Source organism: Riemerella anatipestifer (assembly GCF_009663465.1).
Lineage (GTDB): Bacteria > Bacteroidota > Bacteroidia > Flavobacteriales > Weeksellaceae > Riemerella > Riemerella anatipestifer_C.
The window spans coordinates 225,622-249,645 of sequence record NZ_QXHU01000004.1; the positions used below are offsets into that span (position 1 = coordinate 225,622).

20 protein-coding genes and 2 tRNA genes are annotated in these 24,024 nt (G+C 35.5%); 9 read left to right on the forward strand and 13 right to left on the reverse strand.

All coding sequences use genetic code 11. The annotated features are described in order from the left end of the window. Positions 1–36: 36 nt before the first annotated feature. The 6 genes from D1003_RS07330 to D1003_RS07355 form a co-directional block, all read right to left on the reverse strand. Positions 37–1,164: a TlpA disulfide reductase family protein gene (locus D1003_RS07330; protein ID WP_153936294.1), complete on the reverse strand. Its 1,128-nt coding sequence runs from the start codon at positions 1,162–1,164 to the stop codon at positions 37–39. 170 nt (positions 1,165–1,334) lie between these two features. Further along, positions 1,335–2,621, reverse strand: coding sequence for a citrate synthase (locus tag D1003_RS07335; protein WP_153936295.1), 1,287 nt, complete (start codon positions 2,619–2,621; stop codon positions 1,335–1,337). 104 nt (positions 2,622–2,725) lie between these two features. Next, on the reverse strand, positions 2,726–4,018 hold the full coding sequence (eno, locus tag D1003_RS07340) for a phosphopyruvate hydratase (RefSeq protein WP_153936296.1): 1,293 nt from the start codon (positions 4,016–4,018) through the stop codon (positions 2,726–2,728). 107 nt (positions 4,019–4,125) lie between these two features. Continuing rightward, on the reverse strand, positions 4,126–4,569 hold the full coding sequence (locus tag D1003_RS07345) for a hypothetical protein (RefSeq protein ID WP_014937957.1): 444 nt from the start codon (positions 4,567–4,569) through the stop codon (positions 4,126–4,128). Beyond that, a complete protein-coding gene (locus D1003_RS07350) occupies positions 4,570–4,950 on the reverse strand; it encodes a RidA family protein (RefSeq protein WP_014937958.1) in 381 nt (126 codons plus the stop codon). Between the two features lie 88 nt (positions 4,951–5,038). Beyond that, positions 5,039–7,648: a putative LPS assembly protein LptD gene (locus tag D1003_RS07355; RefSeq protein ID WP_153936297.1), complete on the reverse strand. Its 2,610-nt coding sequence runs from the start codon at positions 7,646–7,648 to the stop codon at positions 5,039–5,041. Positions 7,649–7,669: 21 nt separating this feature from the next. On the opposite strand from D1003_RS07355, the gene D1003_RS07360 reads away from it, so the two are divergent. From D1003_RS07360 to D1003_RS07390, 7 genes are all read left to right on the forward strand, one after another. Then, positions 7,670–8,965, forward strand: a complete 1,296-nt coding sequence (locus D1003_RS07360; protein ID WP_153936298.1) for an N-acetylmuramoyl-L-alanine amidase — start codon at positions 7,670–7,672, stop codon at positions 8,963–8,965. Between the two features lie 58 nt (positions 8,966–9,023). Further along, a tRNA-Glu gene (locus D1003_RS07365) sits at positions 9,024–9,095 on the forward strand. A gap of 81 nt (positions 9,096–9,176) precedes the next feature. Next, positions 9,177–9,431 (forward strand): 30S ribosomal protein S20, encoded by a 255-nt coding sequence (gene rpsT / locus D1003_RS07370; protein WP_153936299.1) that lies wholly within the window; start codon positions 9,177–9,179, stop codon positions 9,429–9,431. 10 nt (positions 9,432–9,441) lie between these two features. Continuing rightward, positions 9,442–9,513, forward strand: a tRNA-Glu gene (locus D1003_RS07375). A gap of 47 nt (positions 9,514–9,560) precedes the next feature. Next, entirely contained in the window at positions 9,561–10,784 is a 1,224-nt protein-coding gene (locus D1003_RS07380; RefSeq protein WP_153936300.1) for a PolC-type DNA polymerase III, read from the forward strand. Between the two features lie 44 nt (positions 10,785–10,828). Next, complete coding sequence (gene recN, locus D1003_RS07385; protein WP_153936301.1) at positions 10,829–12,478, forward strand: DNA repair protein RecN; 1,650 nt, start codon at positions 10,829–10,831, stop codon at positions 12,476–12,478. Positions 12,479–12,556: 78 nt separating this feature from the next. Next, complete coding sequence (locus D1003_RS07390) at positions 12,557–13,420, forward strand: GLPGLI family protein (RefSeq protein ID WP_153936302.1); 864 nt, start codon at positions 12,557–12,559, stop codon at positions 13,418–13,420. A 16-nt stretch (positions 13,421–13,436) separates the two neighbouring features. On the opposite strand, the gene D1003_RS07395 is transcribed toward D1003_RS07390, so the two are convergent. Both D1003_RS07395 and bioB read right to left on the reverse strand, forming a co-directional pair. Further along, positions 13,437–14,057 carry a DUF502 domain-containing protein gene (locus D1003_RS07395; protein ID WP_153936303.1) on the reverse strand — a complete coding sequence of 207 codons (621 nt, stop codon included), beginning with the start codon at positions 14,055–14,057 and terminating at the stop codon, positions 13,437–13,439. After that, positions 14,050–15,147: a biotin synthase BioB gene (gene bioB / locus D1003_RS07400; protein ID WP_014937603.1), complete on the reverse strand. Its 1,098-nt coding sequence runs from the start codon at positions 15,145–15,147 to the stop codon at positions 14,050–14,052. Before bioB ends, D1003_RS07395 begins: the two co-directional genes overlap by 8 nt. Before the next feature lie 173 nt (positions 15,148–15,320). Here bioB and D1003_RS07405 point away from each other — a divergent pair, with 173 nt between their 5' ends. Beyond that, positions 15,321–16,178, forward strand: a complete 858-nt coding sequence (locus D1003_RS07405) for a GLPGLI family protein (protein WP_153936304.1) — start codon at positions 15,321–15,323, stop codon at positions 16,176–16,178. Positions 16,179–16,237: 59 nt separating this feature from the next. Here the strand turns inward: D1003_RS07405 and thiL are convergent, their stop codons facing one another. The 3 genes from thiL to D1003_RS07420 form a co-directional block, all read right to left on the reverse strand. Further along, positions 16,238–17,290: a thiamine-phosphate kinase gene (thiL, locus tag D1003_RS07410; RefSeq protein ID WP_153936305.1), complete on the reverse strand. Its 1,053-nt coding sequence runs from the start codon at positions 17,288–17,290 to the stop codon at positions 16,238–16,240. A gap of 15 nt (positions 17,291–17,305) precedes the next feature. Continuing rightward, on the reverse strand, positions 17,306–17,803 hold the full coding sequence (locus D1003_RS07415) for a thioesterase family protein (RefSeq protein ID WP_079207381.1): 498 nt from the start codon (positions 17,801–17,803) through the stop codon (positions 17,306–17,308). Between the two features lie 103 nt (positions 17,804–17,906). Next, positions 17,907–19,658, reverse strand: coding sequence for a DUF4153 domain-containing protein (locus tag D1003_RS07420; RefSeq protein WP_153936306.1), 1,752 nt, complete (start codon positions 19,656–19,658; stop codon positions 17,907–17,909). 117 nt (positions 19,659–19,775) lie between these two features. On the opposite strand from D1003_RS07420, the gene D1003_RS07425 reads away from it, so the two are divergent. After that, a complete protein-coding gene (locus tag D1003_RS07425) occupies positions 19,776–20,570 on the forward strand; it encodes a DUF2797 domain-containing protein (protein WP_153936307.1) in 795 nt (264 codons plus the stop codon). A 1,558-nt stretch (positions 20,571–22,128) separates the two neighbouring features. Here the strand turns inward: D1003_RS07425 and D1003_RS07430 are convergent. Both D1003_RS07430 and D1003_RS07435 read right to left on the reverse strand, forming a co-directional pair. After that, positions 22,129–22,515, reverse strand: a complete 387-nt coding sequence (locus tag D1003_RS07430; protein WP_153936308.1) for an HU family DNA-binding protein — start codon at positions 22,513–22,515, stop codon at positions 22,129–22,131. Positions 22,516–22,545: 30 nt separating this feature from the next. After that, positions 22,546–23,832 (reverse strand): hypothetical protein, encoded by a 1,287-nt coding sequence (locus D1003_RS07435; RefSeq protein ID WP_153936309.1) that lies wholly within the window; start codon positions 23,830–23,832, stop codon positions 22,546–22,548. Between the last annotated feature and the right edge of the window lie 192 nt (positions 23,833–24,024).

The following is a 24,024-nucleotide window of genomic DNA, read 5'->3' on the forward strand; positions in this document are numbered from 1 at the left end:
TTATTTTTTTTAATTTTGAGTATTTTTTATGCAATATTATAAGTTATCATTGCTTATTGTTTTATAAATTTGCTCTGATAAATCTTCATAAAACCCATCAAATTTTTTAATTAATATCCCTTTAGGATTAAAAAGATAGAATGTTGGTGTTCCAAAAACTTTATATTTTGCATAAGTGTCACTAAGTCTTCCCTTTTTATCCCAAATCATCTTCCAGTCTTTACCGTGTTTGTCAAGTAGTCCATTAAATCCTTTTTGACTTTCGTCTACATAAAATGTTACAATTTCTAATTTTTCATATTGAGATTTTTTGATTTTCTCAAGTTCGGGAATTGCTTGTTGGCAAAATCCACAAAATAAGGTAGAAAAATCTAGTAAAATATATTTTCCATCAAAAAAATCTGAAAATTTCACTTTTTTATTTTTTGAATTTATGGCTGAAAAGTCGTAAAACTTATCGCCAATTTTTAAATCAGGATTTTTAATATAAGTGCTAATTGATTTTACATAAATTGTGTTTCTGAAAGAAGGCTTTATTTTTTTTACAAGATTTGAAAGTTCAACTTTAGAATATTGAGTTTTTGATTCTTCTAAAAGACGAAGAGCATAATAAGAATTTAAGTTTTTTGTAATAAATTCTCTTTGAATTTTATCCAATTCTTGGTCAATTTTTGTGATTTTCCCTAAAGGTTCGGTGTTTCTCCAATATGCACTTTGTAAACTATCATTCCATTTATTTTGTTCTCTAAGTTTGACGATTTCTTTTAAATATTCATTTCTTTGGAAATTCAATTTTTTTCCAAGAGTGATGAATTCGTATCTCAAATCATCGTACTTTGAGCCTTCAACCCTTACATTATACGGAAAATTTTTAATTTCAGCATTGATGGTAATGTTTTCATTTCCGATGAAAAACGAGCTGTAAACCCATTCTTCCCCATTTTTAATAGTTAAAAAAACTAAAGATGGTGATTGTTTAAGGCTACCCTTAAGTTTGAAATTTCCGTCTTTGAGATAGCAACTATCCAAAGCGATATTTTCTCTATCAATTTTTACAAGAGCATTTTCCTTAAATCCTTTGAGTTTTCCCGAAATTTTAAAACTATTTTGAGAATTTGCTAATGAACAAAGCAACACCAGTATTAGAGTTAATATTTTATTCATACATCTTTTAGCTTTAAAACAAGAAAATCCCTTTAAAGCAACTAATTTAAGTAAAAAAGTTGAATTGAAAAAACTTTGTGTAACCTCAAATATTTATGATTAGTTATTTTATAAAAAATCTTTCCTTTTCGCAAAAAAGGAAAGATTTTAAAAGTATGAGGTATTATTTGCTATCTTTGGTTCAGTGGCGTGTAATCCCTTTTTCCAGCACCTTGGTAAACTTGTCTAGGTCTTCCGATAGGGTCTCCCATAAGTCTCATTTCTTTCCATTGAGAAATCCAGCCTGGTAGTCTTCCTAAAGCGAACATTACAGTAAACATTTCAGTAGGAATTCCTAAAGCTCTGTATATGATACCAGAATAGAAGTCTACATTTGGATAAAGTTTTCTTTCTACAAAATAATCGTCTTCTAGCGCTACTTTCTCAAGTTGCATTGCAATATCTAGGGCCTTATCGTGTATACCTAACTTATTAAGAATATCATCTGCCGCTTTCTTGATAATCTTCGCTCTAGGGTCAAAGTTTTTGTAAACTCTGTGTCCAAAGCCCATTAGACGGAAGCTATCCTCTTTATCCTTCGCTTTCTTTACATATTTCTCTACGTCCCCACCATCTTTTTCTATCATCTCTAGCATTTCTATCACAGCTTGGTTAGCACCACCGTGAAGTGGTCCCCAAAGAGCAGAAACTCCAGCAGATATAGAAGCAAATAAACCTGTGTGTGCAGACCCCACCATTCTTACTGTGGAAGTAGAACAATTCTGTTCGTGGTCTGCGTGAAGAATAAGAAGTTTGTCTAGTGCATCTACAATAACGGGATCTATCTCAAACTCTTGGTTTGGCATACGGAAACACATTTTGTAGAAGTTTTCTACATAGTTTAATTTATTATCTCCGTGATTAAGAGGTAGTCCTTGTTTTTTTCTGTAAGTCCAAGCAACTAGGTGAGAAAACTTAGCGATAAGCATCACCGCAGCGTGGTCTAAATCTTCCTTAGATTTAACATCTACTGCTCTAGGATTAAATGCTGTAAGGGCAGAAGTAAGAGAAGACAAAACTCCCATAGGGTGTGCCGAACGAGGGAATGCGTCCATCAATTTTTTCATTTCTTCTGCTACCCAGTTGTAGTTTTTGATACTATTTTCAAAGTTTTTAAACTGCTCTTCGGTAGGAAGTTCTCCGTGAAGCAATAGGTACATTACTTCTGTAAAGTTAGATTTTTCTGCGATTTGCTCAATAGGATAACCTCTATAGAATAATTCTCCCTGATCTCCATCTAGGAAAGTAATTTCACTAATAGTGGCACCTGTATTTTTGTAGCCTTTATCTAGGGTTATAAGTCCTGTTTCATCTCTTAATTTAGAAATATCAATCCCTCTATCTCCTAAAACACTATCTACGATAGGATATTCATACTCCTTTCCATCGTACTTTAATAAAACTTTATTGTCAGACATAATCTAATTATTTTATATTTTTTCTTAAATTTTGCGATAAAGATAATAAAAAAATAGCACTTATCACAAAAGATAAATGCTATAATAATGATTGTTTTTATGTATTATCTTTTTACTTTAAAGGCATCAAGACCTGGGAATATTGCTGTTTCTCCAAGAGCTTCTTCTATCCTCAAAAGTTGGTTATACTTAGCCATTCTATCAGAACGAGAAGCTGAACCTGTTTTTATTTGTCCGCAGTTACAAGCTACTGCTAAGTCCGCAATAGTAGCGTCTTCAGTTTCTCCTGAACGGTGAGACATTACAGAAGTGTATTTATTGTGTTGTGCCATTTGTACCGCTGCTAAAGTTTCGGATAAAGAACCGATTTGGTTTACTTTTACTAAAATAGAATTAGCCACCTCTTCTTTAATACCTCTAGAAAGTCTTTCTACATTGGTTACAAATAAATCATCACCTACTAATTGTACTCTATCTCCGATTTTATCTGTAAGCATTTTCCAACCTTGCCAGTCGTCTTCATGCATACCGTCTTCTATAGAGATGATAGGGTATTTTTGAGTTAATTCAGCAAGGTAAGACACTTGTTCTTCTCTGCTTCTGTGCGCCCCTTTGTCTCCCTCAAATTTTCTGTAATCATAAGTTTCATCTACATAAAACTCTGAAGAAGCACAGTCTAGTGCAAGCATAATGTCATCACCTGGTTTGTACCCTGCTTTTTCTATTGCTTGTAGAAGGGTGTCAAGAGCATCTTCTGTACCGTTGAATGTAGGTGCAAAACCACCTTCGTCTCCTACTGCTGTAGACAATCCTCTTCCTTTAAGGATAGATTTTAAGCTATGGAATATTTCAGTTCCTTTTCTTAGAGCGTGAGAGAAAGAATCTGCTTTTGCAGGCATAATCATAAACTCTTGGAATGCAATAGGAGCGTCAGAGTGAGAACCACCATTGATAACATTCATCATAGGAACAGGTAGTGTATTTGCGTTTACACCACCGATGTATTTATAAAGAGGCATTCTAAGCTCGGTAGCGGCAGCTTTTGCAGCTGCAAGAGAAACTCCTAGTATAGCATTAGCGCCTAGTTTACCTTTATTAGCAGTGCCGTCTAAATCTATCATCACTTGGTCTATCAAGTTTTGGTCAAAAACAGGAAGACCTATAAGTTCAGGAGCGATAACTTCCCTTACATTTTCTACAGCCTTTAGAACACCTTTTCCAACATATTCTGAACCACCATCACGAAGTTCTACGGCTTCGTGCTCTCCTGTAGAGGCTCCAGAAGGAACAGCCGCTCTACCCATAGCACCATTTTCTGTGAATACATCTACCTCTACAGTAGGATTACCACGAGAATCTAAAATTTGTCTTGCTTCAATGTAAGAAATGTAACTCATTGTATTATATTTTTAAAAATAACTCTACAAATTTAGCTAATTCTGAGTAAAAAAGCGAAGATAAATTCGATTATTTTTATGGATTTAGAGGAGGTTAAGGCTAGTTTTTAGTTTGTGTTAGTTCTACGCTTCTTTTTGCCTTTGTTATAAATTACTTCTACTATTTTTCCTCCTAACCAAGAGAATGGAAAGAATACTAGAAATATAGTTATCTTATAAAAAGTAGGGTGGTATGGAAAGATAATGATGTCTAGCATCGCTAGAAATAAAAGAATAAAGCCTATTAGAATGGCGTAAGCCACTTTGGCATATTTTACAACAATAGCTGTGGTTACACCACCTATGGTGGCAGCTAAACCAGAGGAGAAAAGCAATGCAATAAAAAATCCGTTTTTATTTTTTACAGAATATAGTACCTTTTCCCATTGTTCAAAGGGAGAAAAAGTGCTATAATTTATCCACGAAGGATTCAGCCTAACTCCTAGTGTGATGATAAGCCCTGCGGCGGTTAGACCTAATAAAACTCCTATGGTATTTCTAACAAAGTCCATTTAAAATTGGTGTGCAATCATAGAAATTTCTACATTCACGTCTTTAGGTAATTTACTCACCTGTACAGTTTCTCTAGCAGGGAGCTGTGTGCTGTCTAGATAAGATGCATAGATATCATTAACGAGGCCAAAATCATCCATATTTTTCAAGAAAATAGTGGATTTTACGACATTAGAGAAAGACATTCCTGCCTCTTTTAGTATGGCTTCCAAGTTTTTCATTACTTGATGAGCCTCATTCTCTATTCCTGTAACCAACTCGCCATTACTAGGATTGATGGGGATTTGCCCTGAAATATACAAAACCCCATTTACCATATTAGCCTGTGAGTAAGGACCTATGGCAGCAGGAGCGTTATTGGTTGATATAATTGTTTTCATGATATTTATGATGTTTGGTATTAGTTTAAATTTTGAGAGAGCAAATATAAAAGTTTTTTTCTTGGTGTTAAAAGAAGTGTTTAAAAAATTAAAAATCGCTTTGTTGTGGGAAACTACGTTCTCTGTATTTTACTGCGTCTCTTAATATGTTGGCTTTGATGCCGATGAAGAAATCATAGACCTTAAACCTTCCGAAAGGTACCCAGTTAAAGTTGATAGTAAAACTCCTTTGGTCTCTAGAGAAGCCTAATCTTCCGTAAGCTAACTCTTTGCTAATTAAATCGTAATGGGTACTACCACTGATAGTCCAAAATGGAGTTAATTTTATGTTACCATCTAGTCCTATGGAAGCTACTTTAGTGCCAAATCTTGTTTGAACCTTTGAGTAGTTGTAATTAGCATTGATGTTTAGTGTCCAAGGCTGTTCAAAATGGGCATAGTTATCATCATCAAAAGAATATTTCTCTTGCATTATACTGCCTTTGGTTTTATACTTTGCTTGGTTGTCCTTGTCTTTACTTGCGAATAAAGCACTACTTAGAGGATAAGATAGTTGAACATTAAAATTTTGAAGGTTAAAATATCCAAACTTATCCACTCGTTCTCCTATGTTGGAGTCTGAACTGAACACTATTTTATAAGGGTCTAATGAAAGGCTAGAGTTTATATTCAGCTTATTATTAAAGAGTGAGTTTTGAGAGCTGATATTGAAAGCTGACCATTTGAATTTTTCAGCCGCAAAGTTATAGCCTCCAGAAATATTGATATTTTCAAATATTTTAATCTTTTTAACTCCAGTAGAGTCTGTCTTAGACCGAACTTTCATTTCAATATTATTATTGATGTTAAAGCTGATAGTTTGAGATAGCCCACGGGAGGGTGTTCCAAAAATACTTCCTTCAAATATAGAATAAGAATTTATAGAACCATCTGCACCGTAAAAGTTTCGGTAATATCCCCAATTAGATTTACCAAAGTCAGGTGTATAAGAAAAGCTCACACTAGGAGAAACCATATGTCTTATGGCTTGTATCCTTGCTCCTTTCCTAAAATTGGCTTGCCCATAAATTACGGTCTGTAAACCAGCAGAAGTAGAAAAAGTAGAGTACCCAGCAATATTATTTTGATAGGTATTTACTGTGGTGTTACTTATAGGGTCGTAGCTTTTGTTTAGAGTTTTTGTAGTTAATACATTATTGAAGTTTGCGCCCAAAGAGAGTGTAAAATACTTCATTACAGATGTATTGGTAGTTAATGATACGGGGATTTTTATACCAGTTTGCATATTACTCCACATATCTTTTGTGAAGGCTTGCTTTTGAGAGGTATTTACATAGTTATCCAATGATAGCCCTGTGTTTACATAAATGTTTTCTAGTAGACCAGTTCTTACGCCTGTTTTAGGCTTGAATAGGTAGAATTGGTTTATCATTACATTGAGCTGAGGAAGTCTGATATTAACATCTCCTGTGGCGAAATTTTGAGAGTAAGTGGCACTTCCTGTGATGCTTATAGGTAGATTGAGAAATCTTTTGGTAATGCTAATGGCGGAGTTCTGTTGTGTTCTAAGAACATCTTGATTGAAGATATAATTGTTATTGATTGTATTGTTGTAAAAACGATTACTAACCATATCTACAGAGGCAGAAAAGTTAAAAAATGGATTAGCTTTAGCATCTTGAGTATGTCGCCAAGTAATACGATAAGTACTAGATTTAGAGTAAGTACTGAGTCCTTTTATACCGTGCACTGTAGTACCTACATCTGCAGAGAAGACACCATTATACTTGTAGTTTTTCTTATAACCTAGCTCGGGACGAATGTTCCAACTTCCTTTGGTATAAAAATCTAAGAAGACTTTTAAATCAAAGTGTTCACCTATAGGTTGGTAATAACCAAAGTTATTCAGGAAAAAACCTACATCTTGTCTTTCTCCAAAACTCGGAATTAAGATGCCTGCGGTTCTTTTATCAGAAAAGGGGAGTATTGCAAATGGCATTACTAGAGGGGTAGGGACTTGCTCTATGTACATTTGTATAGGTCCTGTAATTACCCTTGAGGCATTTTTCCCTTTAATCAATTTGATATTAGGTGCTGCTAAATGATAGTCTGCAAGACTGTCTTTTTTCTTTAAAAAATATTCATCAGTAGTGTAAACTCCGTTTCGCATAAAGAAAACAGAGTCGTTTACCTTTTTTGTTTTTTGAGCTACAATAACGCCTTCCTGTTCTTCGGTTCTAGCATTGTAGGCAATAGCCTTTTTATTTTTAAAGTTAAACTTAACCTCGTTATATTCGTATTTTTTACCTGCTTGAGTAGAGGAAGCGGGAGTTATAATTTTCCCATTTTCGTCTTGCTCCCCTCTTGCGAAAATATCTCCATTTTCCCAGTTTATGGATATGTAATCTGCCTCTATAGTCATATCCAAATACTGTACTTTGGCCTTTTTGTTAAGGTAAGTCATTTTCTTTTGAACATCATTCCTTTGGTTTTCGGATTGCATTTTCACGGTACCCTCGAGGGATTCTTTACGAGGGGATAGGCTGTCCTTTTTTACAGATTTATCCTCAATATTTTTAGCATTTGTACGAGGGGTGTTTTGTGCTAAAAAATTGTTAAAAATTAGGATAATTAAAATAAGTAAAGTATTTTTGGAGCTGTTTTTTGCCAATGCTTTATATTGAAAATTTGGCTCCAAAATTAGTAAAATTTATCAAAAATGAACACGATTAAACACATATTTCCTATAAAAAAATATTTAGCCCTTTTTTTTAGTGTTTTATTTGTAACTATAGCGGCTCAAAAAAAATTCACTATCGTTCTTGATGCTGGACATGGAGGAAGTGATCACGGTGCTTACAGAAATTATAGTGATTTGGGGATAGTGAGGGAAAAAGATGTTACTCTTTCAGTAGTATTGAAGTTAGGTGAGATGCTAGAAAAAAATAAAGATCTCAGAATAATTTATACAAGAAAGGAAGATACATATCCTAATTTAACTTATAGAACTAATTTAGCTAACCGTTCTAAGGCCGATTTGTTTATTTCTATACATTGTAATGCAGCAAAAAGTAGTGCCTATGGTACAGAAACTTTTGTGCAAGGACCAGATCAAAATGCGGCAAACTTAGAAGTAGCGAAGTCTGAAAATGATGTTATTTTTCTAGATGAAGAGGATAAACAGACATTTGCATCTTATGATCCTAAATCACCAGAATCATTGATTGCATTGAAACTTCAACAACAAAAATATTTAGAACGGAGCCTTATTTTCGGAAGTTTTGTGGAGGATAACTTTGTAAATAAAGATAAAAGATTTTCTAGAGGAGTTAAGCAAAAGAATCTTCATGTACTAAGGTTGAATGCTATGCCTTCGGTACTTATAGAGATGGGGTTCATTAGTAATTATGATGAGGCGGCTTATTTATCTTCAGATTCTGGACAAAAAGCTGTGGTTCAAAGTATATATAACGCAGTGATAGCATACAAGAAACTTCATGATAAAACAAGTGGGAGGCCTAGTTTTAATGATGTGCCAGAGAAGCCTAAGGAGCAGCCCCTAAAAAATGATTTTAGAGTTCTGCTGATGAGTTCTGCTGATAAATTTAATGACGGTGATCCCGCATTGAAAGGACTAAACTATATTTTTACAATGAAAGAAGGTAACTTCTATAAATATTATTATGGGACTACAAATTATGCTTCTATAAAAGATGCTAATGTGAAAACAGCAAAAGATGCTGGTTTTAGAAATGCTGTAGCCATAGGTTTTGTACCTAATCAGAAGTTAGCGCAGGGGTATTATACTTTAGAAGTAGCTGTTACAGATAAAAAGTTAGGGAATGATTCTTATATACTTAAAACATTGAATAATAATGTTGAAAGAAACCGAAATGGTGGTAAATTTTACTATACCTATGGTAAATTCTCTACTTTAGAAGAAGCTATTTCTGAAATGAAATCTATTGAAAATAAAGGTATTAAAAATATTGTTGTAGAAAAAGTTATAAAATAGTTGGTAAAAATTTTGTAATTTCAAAAAAAGCTGTATTTTTGCAGTCCAAAACTGAAATGGCCTATTCGTCTAGTGGTTAGGACTCAAGATTTTCATTCTTGCAACAGGGGTTCGATTCCCCTATAGGCTACTAAATTTAATTTTTTTTTAAAATAGTTTTGGTAATTTAAAAAAAAAAAAGTATTTTTGCAACCAAGTTTTTAGTAAAGTTATGGCAAATCATAAATCAGCACTTAAGAGAATAAGACAGAATGAAGTTAGAAGGCTTCGTAACAGATACTATCACAAGACTACTAGGACAGCTGTGAAAGTATTAAGAAATGAAGAAGATAAAAAAGTTGCGTTAGAGCAATTGCCTAAGGTAGTTTCTTTGATAGATAAGCTTGCTAAAAGAAATATAATTCACAAAAATAAAGCGGCTAATTTGAAGAGTAAGTTAACTAAGCATGTTAACAGATTAGCTTAATAATTGTAATGGCCCGTTCGTCTATCGGTTAGGACTCAAGATTTTCATTCTTGCAAGAGGGGTTCGATTCCCCTACGGGCTACTTTAAGCCTCTCTGGTTACAGGGAGGCTTTTTTATTTCAAAGCTAAATGTATTCGGTAATAGACATAGAGAGTAATGGTGGTGTATTCCGAGAGGAGTGTATTATAGAGGTCGCTATCTATCGTTATGATGGACACAAAATTGTGGATCAATTTATCTCTATGGTAAATCCAGAAGCCGATATTTCTCATTTTGTGCAAAAACTGACGGGCATCACGCCTAAAATGGTTAAAACTGCTCCTAAATTTCACGAAATTGCTAAAAGAATTATAGAAATCACCGAGGGAAGCACCTTAGTAGGGCATAATGTAGATTTTGATTATAGAATGTTGAGGCAGTCTTTTAAGAGGTTGGGTTATCATTTCAGTATAGAAACATTAGACACCATACCTTTAGCCAAAAAACTCATTCCTAATGAAGAAAGTTATTCTTTGGGGAAATTGGTAAAGTCTTTAGGAATACCTTTAGCAGAACATCACAGGGCAAGTAGTGATGCTAGAGCAACGCTAGACCTTTTTAAACTGCTGATGACTAAGGATAAAGATAACGAGATTATTCAATCCCATTTTGAGGAAGCTAATGCAAAAACCTACCTCAATAAAGTTAAAACACTTACCCAAGATTTACCAGCAAAACGAGGGATTATTTATTTCCAAGACGCTGGAGGAAAGGTTATTTTATCCGAGGCTACAGATGGTATTTACAAGTTTGCGAAGAAGGTATTTAATGCTAAATCGAAAAAGTGGCAAAAAATACAAAACGAAGTAGAACAGATTTCCTATGAACTAGTGGCGTCAGAGTTGTTTGCAAAGCTGATAATGAAGACTAAAGGTCTTGCCAAAACGACACATTTGCCGTATGGACTTTTTTTTGAAAATGATGAATGGTTAGTCAAACGAGTGCGTAGAGATATATCGTTATCACCTATGATTAAATTTAAAACCTATTCGCAGGGTAGAAAAGTGCTTAATTTTATTAAAAATCACGAAGTTTTAAACCACAAAGAAGCTATTGAACAGTTTTTAAGTTTTAAAGATAAAAATATCCTTCTTACAGGACAGGGTAGGACGAGAGGCGAAAAATCGTTTTTGTTGATAGAAAAAGGACAGGTATCAGGCTATGGATTTTACGATTGGTATCACCAGATAAGCACTTATGATAAACTCTTGAAGTTAAAAATAAAAGTAGATAAAGTTTCTTCCGATTTGAAAAACGAAATAAAGTTAGCTTTGCTCAGAAATGAGTTTAAAATACAGGAGATACCTAGCTAATATTTTCTTTCAGAGCTGAAAGTTAAATTCGTATTTTTGTGCTTATGCTAAATAAAATTTACATACAAAATTTTGCCCTTATAGATAAATTGAGTTTAAATCTTAATGAGGGTTTGCAGGTCATTACAGGAGAAACAGGAGCTGGTAAATCTATTATTTTGGGAGCTTTAAGACTAATACTTGGTGAGAGAGCCGACCTAAAAGCCGTGGCAGATACAGAACAAAAAAGTGTTGTAGAGGCTGAGTTTGAAGTTTCCAACGATTTAAAATCCTTTTTTAATGAGAATGATTTAGACTTTGAAAACCCCACCATCATTAGACGAGAAATCCTCCCAAGTGGCAAGTCTAGGGCTTTTGTGAACGATGTTCCTGTAACATTAGATGTTCTTAAAAATTTGTCATCTAAGTTGGTGGATATACATTCGCAGTTTGAAACTTCGTTGTTGTTTACCGAGGCTTATCAATTTAAGATTATAGATGGCATTGCACAAAATCAGTCTATTTTAGCAGAATATCAAAAGACTTTTTCGGCTTATCAGAATTTAAAGAAGGATTTAGAAGAAGCTCAAAATCAGTTATCAGAAGGACTTAAAGAGCGAGATTATAAATCTTTTCTACTCCAAGAATTAGAAGAATTGGCCTTAGATAAAATAGATTTTGAAGAGGTTAAAAACCAGTTGAACACACAAGAAAACGCAGAATTTATATCGGAGAATTTAGCTGCGGTGATTGCTCGTTTTCATCAAGAGGAAATTGGGGTGTTAGATGCTTTGGCGGACGCTAAAACGAAACTGTATAGAGTATCGGAGGCTTCCTCTCAGTTTGATGAGGTGAGTCAGCGTTTAGAATCTGTATTTGAGGAGTTTAAAGATATTGTAAGCGAAGTAGAAAATCAGGCGGAAAAAATAGAAATGAATCCTCATTTGCTGTCTGAACTTACAACGATAGTTAATAAAATCAATACACTGTTTGTAAAGCATCAAGTAGATACAGTGGAGGATTTACTAGCTATTAAAAATAAACTGTCTGAAGAGCAAAACAGCTTTGATACATTAGAGCAGAAGATAGATGATATTACTAAAAAGTTGGAACAATCTTTAGCTCAGCTAGAAACTTTGTCAAAAGAATTGTCTTCAACTAGGATTAAAGCCAGTCTTGTGTTCAAAGATAAAATAGAGCAACTTCTGAAACAGTTAGGTCTAGAGAAAGCCAAGATAGAAGTTAGTTTTTTGGAAGCGGAAACATTTAATTCTTTTGGGAAAGAAAACATCAATATCTTATTTCAAGCCAATACAGGATTTCCGCTTAAACCTATACAGACGGCGATTTCTGGCGGAGAGCGTTCTAGAGTGATGCTAAGTGTTAAGAAAATAATGGCGGAAACAACAGCTTTACCAACTTTAATTCTTGACGAAATAGATACTGGCGTTTCTGGAAGGGTGGCAGAAGAAATAGGGAAGGTGATGAAAGAAATGGCTAAAGATATGCAACTGATAGTGATTACTCATTTGGCACAGGTGGCGGCTAAAGGACATCATAATTACAAAGTGGTTAAAAGCGAGGTGGAAGGCAGAACGCAGTCTAGAATTATTTCGTTATCAGAAGATGAAAAGCTACACGAAATAGCTCAAATCTTGTCAGGTGCTAAGATTACAGATGCTGCCTTAGAACAGGCTAAGGAGCTGATGAAATAAAAAACAGGTGTTTTAGTAAATTATGTTGTAACAAATTTAATGATTTTGCTACTTATTGTTTAGAATAAAATTTTAATTATGAAAAAAATAAATCTTTTAGTGTTACTTCTTTTAGCAGGGTTGTTTTCTGCACAGGAGGTTAATCGTTTCTTTTATGAAATGACTTTTAAGCCAAGCAAAGATTCTGCTAACAAGGTGGAAAAAGAACTTACGGTATTAGATGTGTGGAAAGACAAATCGGTTTATAGAGATTATATGGCGGTTTCTCAAGATTCGCTGATGAAGGCTTTTATGGAACAAGCTAAGAGAACAGGTAATATGTTCGACCAAGAAAAATTTGGATTAAAACAAGGTAAATTTACCTATTCTATAGTAAAGCCTTACCCAATTAAAGAGGTAGCTTATGAAGATTTTATTTTAGAGAAAAAGTTCGTATATAAAGAGCCTGTAAAGCTGGATTGGAAAATAGAATCAGATAAAGCTACGATAGAAAATTATTCTACACAAAAAGCAACCACTTCTTTTGGTGGAAGGAATTGGGTAGCTTGGTTTACTACGGATATTCCTTTTGCTGATGGTCCGTATAAATTTTATGGTTTACCAGGGCTTATTGTTAAAATAGAAGATACTCAAAACCATTATCAGTGGGTGCTTAAAGGGAATGAGAAACTTTCTGAAGAAAAAGCAACACCATATATGGATAAAATGATGAAAGAATTTGGTGCGGGGAATGGGATAGAGGTAACTCGTGAGAAGTTTGATAAAGTTTATCAAAACTATAAGCAAGATCCATTTGCTTCTATTAAAACACATTTTAATAATCCAGCAATGAAAGAATATAAACTTCCAGATGGTTCTTATTTTGTAGATAAAATAAAAGAAGCAGAAGTAAAACTGAAAAAGTTTTTAAACGAAAATAATAATCCTATTGAACGAAAATAAAATTATTGAAAGAAGGTTAACTTAAGTTAACCTTCTTTTTCGTTATAACACTATTAGGAAATCCAGCAACTCCACCACTTACAGCAAATTTCATGGCATCAGCAGCGTTGATATTTTCTAATAATTTTACATTTTTACTTTCTACTAAAACTACCCAGCCAGAGACTGCATAAGAATGCGGAAGATAGACCGATACATGCTCCTGAAGTCCCATGATAGAAACATCTTTTTGAGTAAGAAAGCCTACTCTCCAAACTTCTGGAGAATCATTAGTTTTGATGAGTACAGGTATGTTAAATTTCTTTTTGTCTCCAACAAAAGAAGACATTACATCTTTTAAAGAAGTGTAAATAAATTTGATACCTGGCGTATGCTCAAGTAGATAATCCATACTATCTACTAAAATTCTTCCTAATAAAAATTTATTACCAAGCCAGCCTATAAGTGCGGTACTGCTGATTACCAATATAAAGATAAGCCCTGGAAATTTCTCTGCAATAGAGGGGATAATATTGTCTATACTAGACACAATATACCAAATAATCCATACCGTTGCTGCAACGGGACCAATAATAACTAATCCTTGCAAAAAAGAACGAAGGAAGAGCCCAAGGTAATCGTTTATATTTTTATTCATTATCTTTTAGAAAGTTACTAGATTTTCTTTTCTCTTCGTTTCTTGGGATTTTATGATTAGGCCTCGTCCATTTAGGGTTTTCTCCTAGAGCAGTGTATCGGCTATTTTCTTTATCCACTACCTCTCTTTTGGCGTGTTTTTCAAAAGGCTGTTGAGGTTTTATTCCTAATAGGTTAAATAAGGTTTTGTCTTCGTTAATATCAGGGTTAGGGGTGGTTAATAGTTTATCTCCTGCAAAAATAGAATTGGCACCTGCAAAGAAACAAAGGGTTTGTCCTTCCTTAGAGAACTCGGTTCTTCCTGCGGAAAGTCTTACTTGAGTTTTAGGCAAAACAATTCTAGCAGTAGCTACCATTCTTACAAACTCAAAAATGTTTACAGGTTCTTGGTCTTCCATAGGTGTTCCTTCTACGGCAACCAAAGCATTGATTGGAACACTTTCGGGCTGCGGCATCATATTGGCTAAAACTTTTAGCATTCCACAGCGGTCTTCCACACTTTCTCCCATACCAATAATCCCTCCAGAACAAAGGGTGATAGAGGTTTTTCTTACATTATTGATGGTTTCTAATCGGTCTTCAAAAGCACGAGTAGAAATCACTTCTTTATAATATTCTTCGGAACTGTCTATATTATGGTTATAGGCGTATAGCCCAGCTTCTTCTAGTCTTTTAGCTTGATTTTCGGTAAGCATTCCTAGGGTGCAACATACTTCCATATCTAGTTTAGTTACCTCTCTTACCATATCTAATACATGGTCAAAGTCAGGACCGTCTTTTACGTTTCTCCACGCTGCCCCTAGACACACTCTAGAAATACCATTTTGCTTGGCTCTTAAGGCTTGAGCTTTCACTTGGTTTACAGGTAACATCTCGTGGATTTTAACCTCTGTGTGGTATCTTGCTGCTTGAGGGCAATAACCACAATCTTCTGGACACCCTCCTGTTTTTACAGAAATGAGTGAGGATACTTGTATTTTATTAGGGTCGTGGTATTGGCGATGAATAGTAGCCGCTTTATAGATAAGCTCCAAAAAAGGAAGATTGTATATGTCTAATATTTCCTGAGTGGTCCAGTTTTGTTTAATCATTTTTATTATAGATTTTGGTTCAAATTAGAGGTTGTAAATTTACTTATTTTTTCTTTAACGAAAGATGAAAAACGAGAATTACAAAGTGTTTTTTATTTAATTAGATATATTTTATAAAAAACTTTTGGATATTTAGACGAAAGTTTTATCTTGGCAAAAAATTGAAGATTATAATGAAACAAATAGAGAATATAGTAATATTTTTAGGCTTAATTTTCTCCACATTATTATTAGCTCAAAAGAATGATGAAAATACGCTGGAAGTAGAATTTGCCTATCTTTTAAAGGCGAAATTGGATAAAACTAATTCTTTCGTAGATGAGGAAGTTTTTCTTTTGCAGGTTTTAAAGGACAAGGCTTTCTTTTTTAGTGAAAATATGGCGAAAAATGACTCTGCAAGACAAAGTGATATTTACAGAGCTTTTGCCGCCACACCAAAAGGACGACCTATTAATGTTGCAATGTCTGATAGATTGAAAAACAAATATGATTATAGCGTTTTACAAACCAGCCAAGAAAATCATTATTTTGAGGGAAATGGAAGTAGTTCATATACTTATAAAGAGCCAGTTATCAAAGATTGGAAATTGATAAATGAAAGTGAAACCATCAATACTTTCAGTTGCAAAAAAGCAACGTTACACTACAAGGGTAGAGATTGGGTGGCTTGGTATGCCCCAGAGATTCCGTTGCCTTACGGACCTTATAAATTTACAGGCTTGCCAGGTTTGGTGGTGAAAATAGAAAGTGAAGATGGCGAGTTTAGTTTTGAATTGGTAAAATCTACATTCAAAGATAACCTCAACGGCAAAGCACTTTCTTTACAAGACTCGCGATACAAAAAGGCTACCCCAGCCACCTTTTCAGAAATACGAAAAATGAAGAAAAGCAATATAGAAAGGCTTGTGGCAGAGGCTATCAGTATGGGGATTGATACTTCTGCGGAAAATGTGAGAAATTTATTGGAAAGACAAAAACGAAAACTTCATAATTTTGAAAATGAAAATCTGATAGAAAAAACAGAACATTGATTGTTCAAAAAAAGGCTTATACGGAAAAAAGTATAAGCCTTATTCTTTATGAAAAATATTTACTTTGAAAGGAGTGCGTCCCAGCCTTGTGCAGTGAGTGGCGTGAGCTGTTCGCTTCCTCTTAGTACCAAATAATTGCCTTGTTCTAGCTCCGTAGCATGACCAATAATAGTAAAATCTGGGTGGTTTCTTATCTTTTCATAATCGTTTGGAGAAATGGTGAATAAGAGTTCATAGTCTTCGCCACCGTTAAGGGCTGCCATTGCAGGGTTTAGATTAAACTCATCTGCGGTAGTTATAGTAAGAGTATCCATAGGGATTTTCTCTTCGTACAATCTAAAACCTACTTTGCTTTGGTCAGACAAGTGCAGAATCTCCGAAGCTAATCCGTCAGAAATATCTATCATTGAGGTTGGAGTGATGTCCAATTCGGTTAAAGTCTTTTTGATGTCCGTTCTTGCTTCGGGTTTTAGTTGGCGTTCTAGGATATAGTCGTAGCCTTCCATTTCTGGTTGCATATTAGGATTGGTTAAGTACACCGAATGCTCTCGTTCTAGAATTTGCAGCCCCATATATGCACCACCTAAATCTCCTGTAACTACTAATAGGTCGTTAGGTTTAGCGCCGCTTCGTTTGGCTAATTCATTTTCGTTTGCGAGTCCTATGGCTGTAATGTTCAATATAAGTCCTGCTTGGGAGCTGGTAGTATCACCACCTACAAGGTCTACATTGTAGCGTTCGCAAGCTAAAGCGATACCTGCATAAATTTCGTCAAAAGCCTCTACAGGAAAACGGTTGGAAGCCGCTACAGAAACCAATATTTGTGTAGGTGTGGCATTCATAGCTGCAATATCACTTAGATTGACTACAACAGCCTTATACCCTAGGTGCTTTAGCGGAACATAACCTAAATTAAAATGTACGCCCTCTGCCAAAACATCGGTAGAAACAACTACTTTTTTGTTTTCTGGATTGATGATGGTAGCATCATCTCCTATGCCTAGTTCCGAAGAGGTGTTTTTTAAACTGAATTTGTCGGTTAAGTGTTTTATCAGTCCAAACTCTCCTAATTGAGAAACTGGAGTAAGTGCCATTTTCTTTTCTTCTAACATAATGAAGTTTAAAAATTAAGATTGAAAAACAGAAGGGTTTATATTTTCTGGTCTGAAAGGAAGATTTTTGATGTCTTCTCTACTTAGTGTTTTGGTGTTTTCTGTTTTATAGGGTGCCAGACTTACCAAAATATCATCAGGTGGCGTGGTGGTTTTTCTTAGCATAGTGTCTATCCATACGCCCATTACTTCTGAAGTGGCACAGTGAGTACCATCAGGTAGATAAAACTTGTGAGTAAAAGCATAGATGCTGGCATCTTCTGACACGCCCGAAACCTCCAAAGAAACATAAACCGTTTGGTCTGCATAAATTTCTTTAAAAAACGAATACTTTTCGTGAAGAAGTACAGGACCAATTCCCCAACGATTAAGCTGTGCAAGTCCCATTTTATGTTGGTTCATAAAAGCCATTCTTGTTTGGGCACAATACTGCACATAGGCAGAGTTGGCAAGGTGTCTGTTGGCGTCTATATCGCTCCAACGAACTTCAAATTTATGGTAGAATACTGACATTTTTAATTTTTTAAGGTCAAAGGTAAGAAAATTTAAAGTAAAACGGTTTTTAGCAATACTTCGTATAAAGGTATTTTATAGTACAACTACTGTTGTATTTGCTTTAAAGCTTTTGAATTGTAACAAGCTTTATATTCGCATAGGTTACTTCTTCCTTTTCAACATTATAATCAATACGGTTAATGTATATCGTTATACGGTAGCCCTCAAGGTTTTTTGTGAACGCCATTTCTTCTACTTCGCCCATAGGGGTGTTTTTAGCAAATTCAGTAATATCTGGTGCAAAATTTACTTCTTTATTATCTAGGCTTATGAGTAGGTTACTATTTATCTTTAACGATTTGTTTTCTATTGTTAGTTCGGTATTATTATCATATTCAGTACTTAGAATCCAACCTTTGCCGTCAAAAGGTATCGCTTGTGTTCTAGCTGTTAAACTGAAATATTTATATTCACTACCTCTTTCAGTAATGCTTCCTGTTTCATCATTTATAGTGGTAAAATCGTCATATTCTACAAAATAAGGGAACTCTTTGTTTAGGTTTTTAAAATGTTTTTCATCAAGATATTGGGCGAGTTCATCTTTTGCATTTCGGTTAATTAAGTATCTTCCTGTATCACTAATTTCATAAAAAACAGAACGCTTTATCGTTTTATTAAAATTGATTTTGCCATTCACGAGTAGTCCATTTTCGGACAATAGTTGATGCAAACGGTTTAGCTGACTTCTCTTAGATACAGAAAATGCATTAAAGTAAGGGAAAATTAACGCAAAGATTAAAAATGCCATCAAACTTTTAGGAATAAACGATATGGAAGTCTTCTTTCTAAAAATGAAATAGAAGGTGCACAAGGTAATCCATATCGCCATTAAAAGGACAAAGTATCTAGACTCGGTAACTCCGTAATCGAACAAACGAGTGAAAATCGCCACAAATAGCAATACTAACATTGGTACAAGCGAGAAGTAAAATATTTTGGAGAACCATTTAACCCAAGATTTACTGTTTTCATTTTTTAGTGGGTGTACCAAAAGCAATGCGAATATCCCTACTAAGGAATAACTAATCACGGTGATAGATACCAAGCCTTTAGGGAGTTCCCACAAGAAAATAATCTTGGTGGCATACAAGTACATAATCACTAAATAGATGAATAGAAGTGGAATAAGTATGTATTGGGTGAAGAATTTGAGTGCGATAGGGAACTCTGTTATAGTACTAGTGCGTTCTTCTTCTCTGCTTCTTTCTTCAAAAAGGAGGAAAATAATGGTGTTCCCCAAAATGGATATGCCAGAAAATAAGATAGGGTATATTTTATAATTATCATTGATGCCGAATAAACTATTAAAGATGTTGATAGCTAAAAGAATTCCTACCGTTAGAGCACTACTGAATAGAGAGGACAGTACGAAGTTAACAAACAAGTTTTTGTTATAGTTCCAGAAGGAGTATTCGTTTTTAACCTTTGGTAAAAAGGGAGCTACCGAAATAAATAAATGGATAATCGCAGTGATAGGAATGATTATAAAAGTGAAATTTTCAAACTGAGAGCTGAATTTGTTTTCATCATTGGGAAAAATAGCGTAATATCCCACTAATAGCACTACACCCACGATATTAAGAAACCATTTTTTGCCAATAACATCACTTAGCTTTTTTAGAGAAAAGAATAAGCCTATCCCCGTGGCAGAAACAAAGGCAATAACCGCCATATTATAAACAAAATCGAGCTTTGTATCCCGTATAATAACCGTAACGATGGCAATATAAGAAATGAGTGCCGAAAGTAGTACCATTGGGTAGTTGTCAACTATTTTCTTTAAATTTTTGAGAGCGTTGTTAAGTAGTTTCATAATTAGATTAAATGAGATAGCAAATGTATTGTTTTTGTTTGTAGTGGCAAAGTCTGATAATTCACAGGTTTGTTACTGCCGAATTTAATCTGTATTTTTGAGCAAAATTCACAGAAGATGTTATTTACAGGGCAAGTACTCAAGATGTCTGCACAGCTGGCAGAACCTATCCAATATTACCTTAGTTTATCTAATGATTTACTGCACATCAACGCTTTGTTTAACCGTAGGTTGAGTATAAAGCATATAGGATTTCAGTGTGTGGAATGTGGGAGCGATGAGCCTGTGTACCAGATGGGGTTTTGTAAAAAATGCTTTTTTGAAAGCCCTTACGCTAGTGAAACTATCCTAAAGCCCGAACTTTCTAAAGCCCACCTAGATATAGAAGAAAGAGATATAGAAGTGGAACGGAAAATACAGTTGCAACCACATTTAGTTTATTTGGCTTATACGGGAGAGGTTAAAGTTGGAGTTACCAGACAAACACAAGTGCCTACCAGATGGATAGACCAAGGAGCAACAAAGGCTCTTCCCATAGCGAAGACCGAAAACCGCTACGAAGCTGGAGTTATAGAAGTGGCTCTTAAAAACCATTTATCCGATAAAACCAACTGGCGAAAAATGCTCTCTGATGATGGGACTAGCGAGGTAGATTTGTTTGCGTTAAGAGAGGAAGTAGTTGGTTTATTCCCAAAGGAAAGTCAAAAGTTTGTGGTAGAGTCCGAACTTTATAGTTTAAAATATCCTTATACACCCTTAGAAAAAATTACTTCTATAAATCTAAGTAAGACAAAAGAATATCAAGGGATTTTAAAAGGAGTTAAAGGGCAGTACTTAGCATTTGAAGATGGTGGTGTAATGAATGTCCGCTCCCACGAGGGCTATGTGGTAGAACTTGAAATAAAAGATTAAACTTATAAAATAGGTAGAAGTTTCTTTTTTACAAAAACTAGCCTTGCTTTTGGGTAAAGTGAGGCTTTCTTTTATACTATATATATTATAAGCACTCCTCTCCCAAAGACCATTTTAAAACTACTTTAAATGATAACCATTTAGCCATTATCACCGCTCCATTCTCCGACCTAAGGAAACGGAGGCGTTAAGAAAATGTGTTGTCCATTCGTTAAAAAAGCCCTATTGTTTGAACAAGCGTCGGACTTAGCCTTGGCGTGAGTTCTAGGGCTTTTAGAATGGAAGACTCATTTTTAGCCGTAGTTTTCTAGTATTGACTTTTTGGTCCTTTTGGCTCCGCTGAACCACTTCGTTAGGTTTGGGTCAAGCCAAAAGGACAAGCATATATATTTATCTCCCTTCTTTTGCCTTGAAGCAAAAGAAGCAAAAATTCAAGACTGTAACCCCTCTGGCTAAACCTCATTACTAAAGGCTAAAATCCCCAAAACTCGCTCCAACGCTCCTGCCCACACCAATGCTCAAACAATGGGTATTTTTTAACGCCTTTAGTAACGAGGTTCTTAACGCCGTCGGGCTTAGAGGTCAGATATACTATATATATTATAAGCACTCCTCTCCCAAAGACCATTTTAAAACCACCTTTAATTATAGTTGCTTAGCTATTATCAACGCTCTGCCGAGCAAAGGTAAGTTTAGGGAATGACCCCGTAGCGGTATTGGGAGCGGTAGCTTCCAAATAGCAGGGGGCTGTCCCGTGCCGTAGGCAAGCCTAACCTTTGCTCTTGACCTTTTGGTACTTTTGGCTTCGCCGAACCACTCCGCTAGGTTTGTTTCAAGACAAAAGGACAAGCCTACTATCACCAAAGACCGTTTAAAGCAATACTAAATTATCACCGCTCCATTCTCCGACCTAAGGAAACGGAGGCGTTAAGAAAATGGGGCGTCCATTCGTTAAAAAAGACCTATTGTTTGAACAAGCGTCGGACTTAGCCTTGGCGTGAGTTCTAGGGCTTTTAGAATGGACGCCCCATTTTTAGCCGTAGTTTTCTAGTCTTGAACTTTTGGTCCTTTTGTTTCAAGACAAAAGGACATACATATTTATTTAAAGCAATGCTAAATTATCACCACTTAGCCATTATCAACGCTCTGCCGAGCAAAGGTAAGTTTAGGGACTGCCCCCGTAGCGGTATTGGGAGCGATAGCTTCCAAATAGCAGGGGGCAGTCCCGTGCCGTAGGCAAACCTAACGGAGTGGTTCGGCGGAGCCAAACCTAACCTTTGCTCTTGAACTTTTGGTCCTTTTGGCTTCGCCGAACCACTCCGTTAGGTTTGTTTCAAGACAAAAGGACAAGCGTATATATTTATCGCCCTTCTTTTGTTTTGAAACAAACCTAACGCAGTTCTGTACCCCCTATGAATAAAGGCTTTCCGAAGATAAGCTAGGTAGGCTAAAAAACCTGCGCAGGTTTCACTAAAAACTACCGCAGGTTTTATACAAAACTACCGCAGGTTTCTCTTGAAACCTGCGGTAGTTTTTTAAGGCGCATAGATAGGACGGTTTACTTCACTTTTTCAAAGCCTGCCGCCTTCATACTATCTAAGATGCGTTTACCGGGGCGATAGTTTACACCTACCGATTTAATAAGGCTTTGGGTAAAATCTTTCTCCGTGGCGGCTCCGCCGCTGCTTAGGGTAGGATACAGTGTCCCCAATTTCTCTAAACGGACAATTTTGCTATCCGACAAAGCATTTTGTATCACATTCTCTAAAGCGATGATAACGCCTTTAATATCGGCCTCACTGAGGGCAGAAAACTTCTCAATTTGTTTTACGAGCTCGTCTATACCTACCTCGCCGTCTGTGGCTGCACTGGCATACCATTTTTTGTTACCGCCGTCGCTTACACCCGGCTGACCTCTTTCTACTACTTTAAATTTAATTGACATAATTTATTAAGTTTATATTGTGGTTTATTTTTAATTATTAAGCAGTACCCAACCTGTGGACTTACAGCCGTAGAAGTTATCATTCTCAAATTTGATAGATCCATAATTACTCTCATTACAAGGCATTGTGCCAGATGTATCATAAGTGCCATAAGTTGTCGTAGTAGAGTTGCTACCTATTTTTATAGCCCCATTTACTTGTAGTTTGGCATCAGAAGTAGTATTCTCAAAATAATTTATATCTATCCCCACTTTAGCATTACGCAAAATAGTAAAGGCATCGGAATTACTATTAAAACCGTTACCTACCACAAATAGGCGTCTTTTATGGTCAGTTATACCTGTTGCGATCTCGCTTAATTCATTATTGTCACGTGATTCTCGAGTAGCTCGTAACCCGAAAATAGTAACAAATTTTGACACACCAGAATTTTCACCGCCCCCAACTAAAGAACCAGTAGCTTCAGCAACGTTACCACTTCCTCCTAAAACTATGGAGTTACTTCCTATTGCAAAATTATTATATCCTCCAACAGCTGTAGAAAATAGCCCAACAGAGTATGTGTTTACTCCACCTAAAGAACTAGAACCTAAATTACCAGCCATTGCGTATGTCCCTAAAGCTACTGATAAGTCTCCAAAAGCCCCCCTTTTATAACGAAAAGGATGGGGAACCGTTGTATCTGACCACAGTCTATCAAAAGTAAGTGTTTGACGAACTGTAGGGGTATCAAAAGAATTGCTATAGTCGTAAACATTAAATTCTTCTGTATTAGAAATCTCTGGGCTATAAGATAAATCAACAGCTCTTTTTCCCGTCTTTAGTCTTGCGTCAGAATTTTGTCCAATCAGTCTCCAACCTGTTTTTCCGTTTTCGGTTACTTCTTCTAGCCCTGTGCGAGAGAACTCTGTATTATTGAGTTTCATCCCTTTTCCAGCGGTGTAAACTCCAGTTCCTATTTTTCTCCATCGGGAGTTTTCTGGGGTAGCGGTATTATGGTCATAGTAGTAGTAGCCTGTGGCATCTATAAGCTCATATTTGCCTACTTTGTCTGTATCTGGTGTCGCAAAGCCTTCGGTAATATATACCATCATAGAGTTTTGGTTTTCTCCTACATTACCATTGTCGGTCATTGTTTTTACTTCCGTAGCCGTTAAACGAGGGATAATGAGTCCTTTGGATTCATTATTCCCTTCTTTACTAATTTCTAGAGTTGCGTTGGGGCTACTGGTGTTAATGCCCACTCTGCCACTGTAATCATCTTGTGCCTGTAATGCCATCGGCAGAAACATCGCACAGAATAAAATCTTTTTCATAATGTTAAAGTTTATAGATGTTAAGTTGTTAAATTGTTAATTGATGATGGTTAAGTTGTTAGGTTGTTAAATTGTTAAATTGTGAAGTTGTAAAAAAGTTTAAAGTTCAAGGAGCTGAAGCTGTTCAAGGTTCTATGTTTAAGGTTTAAGGGATATGTACGCTTATTCAACCTTGAATATTTGAACTTTAAA

What these genes read in the sequence shown, in the direction of transcription:
- D1003_RS07380 (WP_153936300.1), top strand. Translation starts at nt 9,561, where the DNA reads ATGTATTCGGTAATAGACATAGAGAGTAATGGTGGTGTATTCCGAGAG.
- D1003_RS07415 (WP_079207381.1), bottom strand. Translation starts at nt 17,803, where the DNA reads ATGTCAGTATTCTACCATAAATTTGAAGTTCGTTGGAGCGATATAGAC.
- D1003_RS07360 (WP_153936298.1), top strand. Translation starts at nt 7,670, where the DNA reads ATGAACACGATTAAACACATATTTCCTATAAAAAAATATTTAGCCCTT.
- D1003_RS07395 (WP_153936303.1), bottom strand. Translation starts at nt 14,057, where the DNA reads ATGAATAAAAATATAAACGATTACCTTGGGCTCTTCCTTCGTTCTTTT.
- thiL (WP_153936305.1), bottom strand. Translation starts at nt 17,290, where the DNA reads ATGTTAGAAGAAAAGAAAATGGCACTTACTCCAGTTTCTCAATTAGGA.
- rpsT (WP_153936299.1), top strand. Translation starts at nt 9,177, where the DNA reads ATGGCAAATCATAAATCAGCACTTAAGAGAATAAGACAGAATGAAGTT.
- bioB (WP_014937603.1), bottom strand. Translation starts at nt 15,147, where the DNA reads ATGATTAAACAAAACTGGACCACTCAGGAAATATTAGACATATACAAT.
- D1003_RS07350 (WP_014937958.1), bottom strand. Translation starts at nt 4,950, where the DNA reads ATGAAAACAATTATATCAACCAATAACGCTCCTGCTGCCATAGGTCCT.
- D1003_RS07330 (WP_153936294.1), bottom strand. Translation starts at nt 1,164, where the DNA reads ATGAATAAAATATTAACTCTAATACTGGTGTTGCTTTGTTCATTAGCA.
- D1003_RS07335 (WP_153936295.1), bottom strand. Translation starts at nt 2,621, where the DNA reads ATGTCTGACAATAAAGTTTTATTAAAGTACGATGGAAAGGAGTATGAA.
- D1003_RS07345 (WP_014937957.1), bottom strand. Translation starts at nt 4,569, where the DNA reads ATGGACTTTGTTAGAAATACCATAGGAGTTTTATTAGGTCTAACCGCC.
- eno (WP_153936296.1), bottom strand. Translation starts at nt 4,018, where the DNA reads ATGAGTTACATTTCTTACATTGAAGCAAGACAAATTTTAGATTCTCGT.
- D1003_RS07420 (WP_153936306.1), bottom strand. Translation starts at nt 19,658, where the DNA reads ATGAAACTACTTAACAACGCTCTCAAAAATTTAAAGAAAATAGTTGAC.
- D1003_RS07430 (WP_153936308.1), bottom strand. Translation starts at nt 22,515, where the DNA reads ATGTCAATTAAATTTAAAGTAGTAGAAAGAGGTCAGCCGGGTGTAAGC.
- D1003_RS07405 (WP_153936304.1), top strand. Translation starts at nt 15,321, where the DNA reads ATGAAACAAATAGAGAATATAGTAATATTTTTAGGCTTAATTTTCTCC.
- D1003_RS07435 (WP_153936309.1), bottom strand. Translation starts at nt 23,832, where the DNA reads ATGAAAAAGATTTTATTCTGTGCGATGTTTCTGCCGATGGCATTACAG.
- recN (WP_153936301.1), top strand. Translation starts at nt 10,829, where the DNA reads ATGCTAAATAAAATTTACATACAAAATTTTGCCCTTATAGATAAATTG.
- D1003_RS07390 (WP_153936302.1), top strand. Translation starts at nt 12,557, where the DNA reads ATGAAAAAAATAAATCTTTTAGTGTTACTTCTTTTAGCAGGGTTGTTT.
- D1003_RS07425 (WP_153936307.1), top strand. Translation starts at nt 19,776, where the DNA reads ATGTTATTTACAGGGCAAGTACTCAAGATGTCTGCACAGCTGGCAGAA.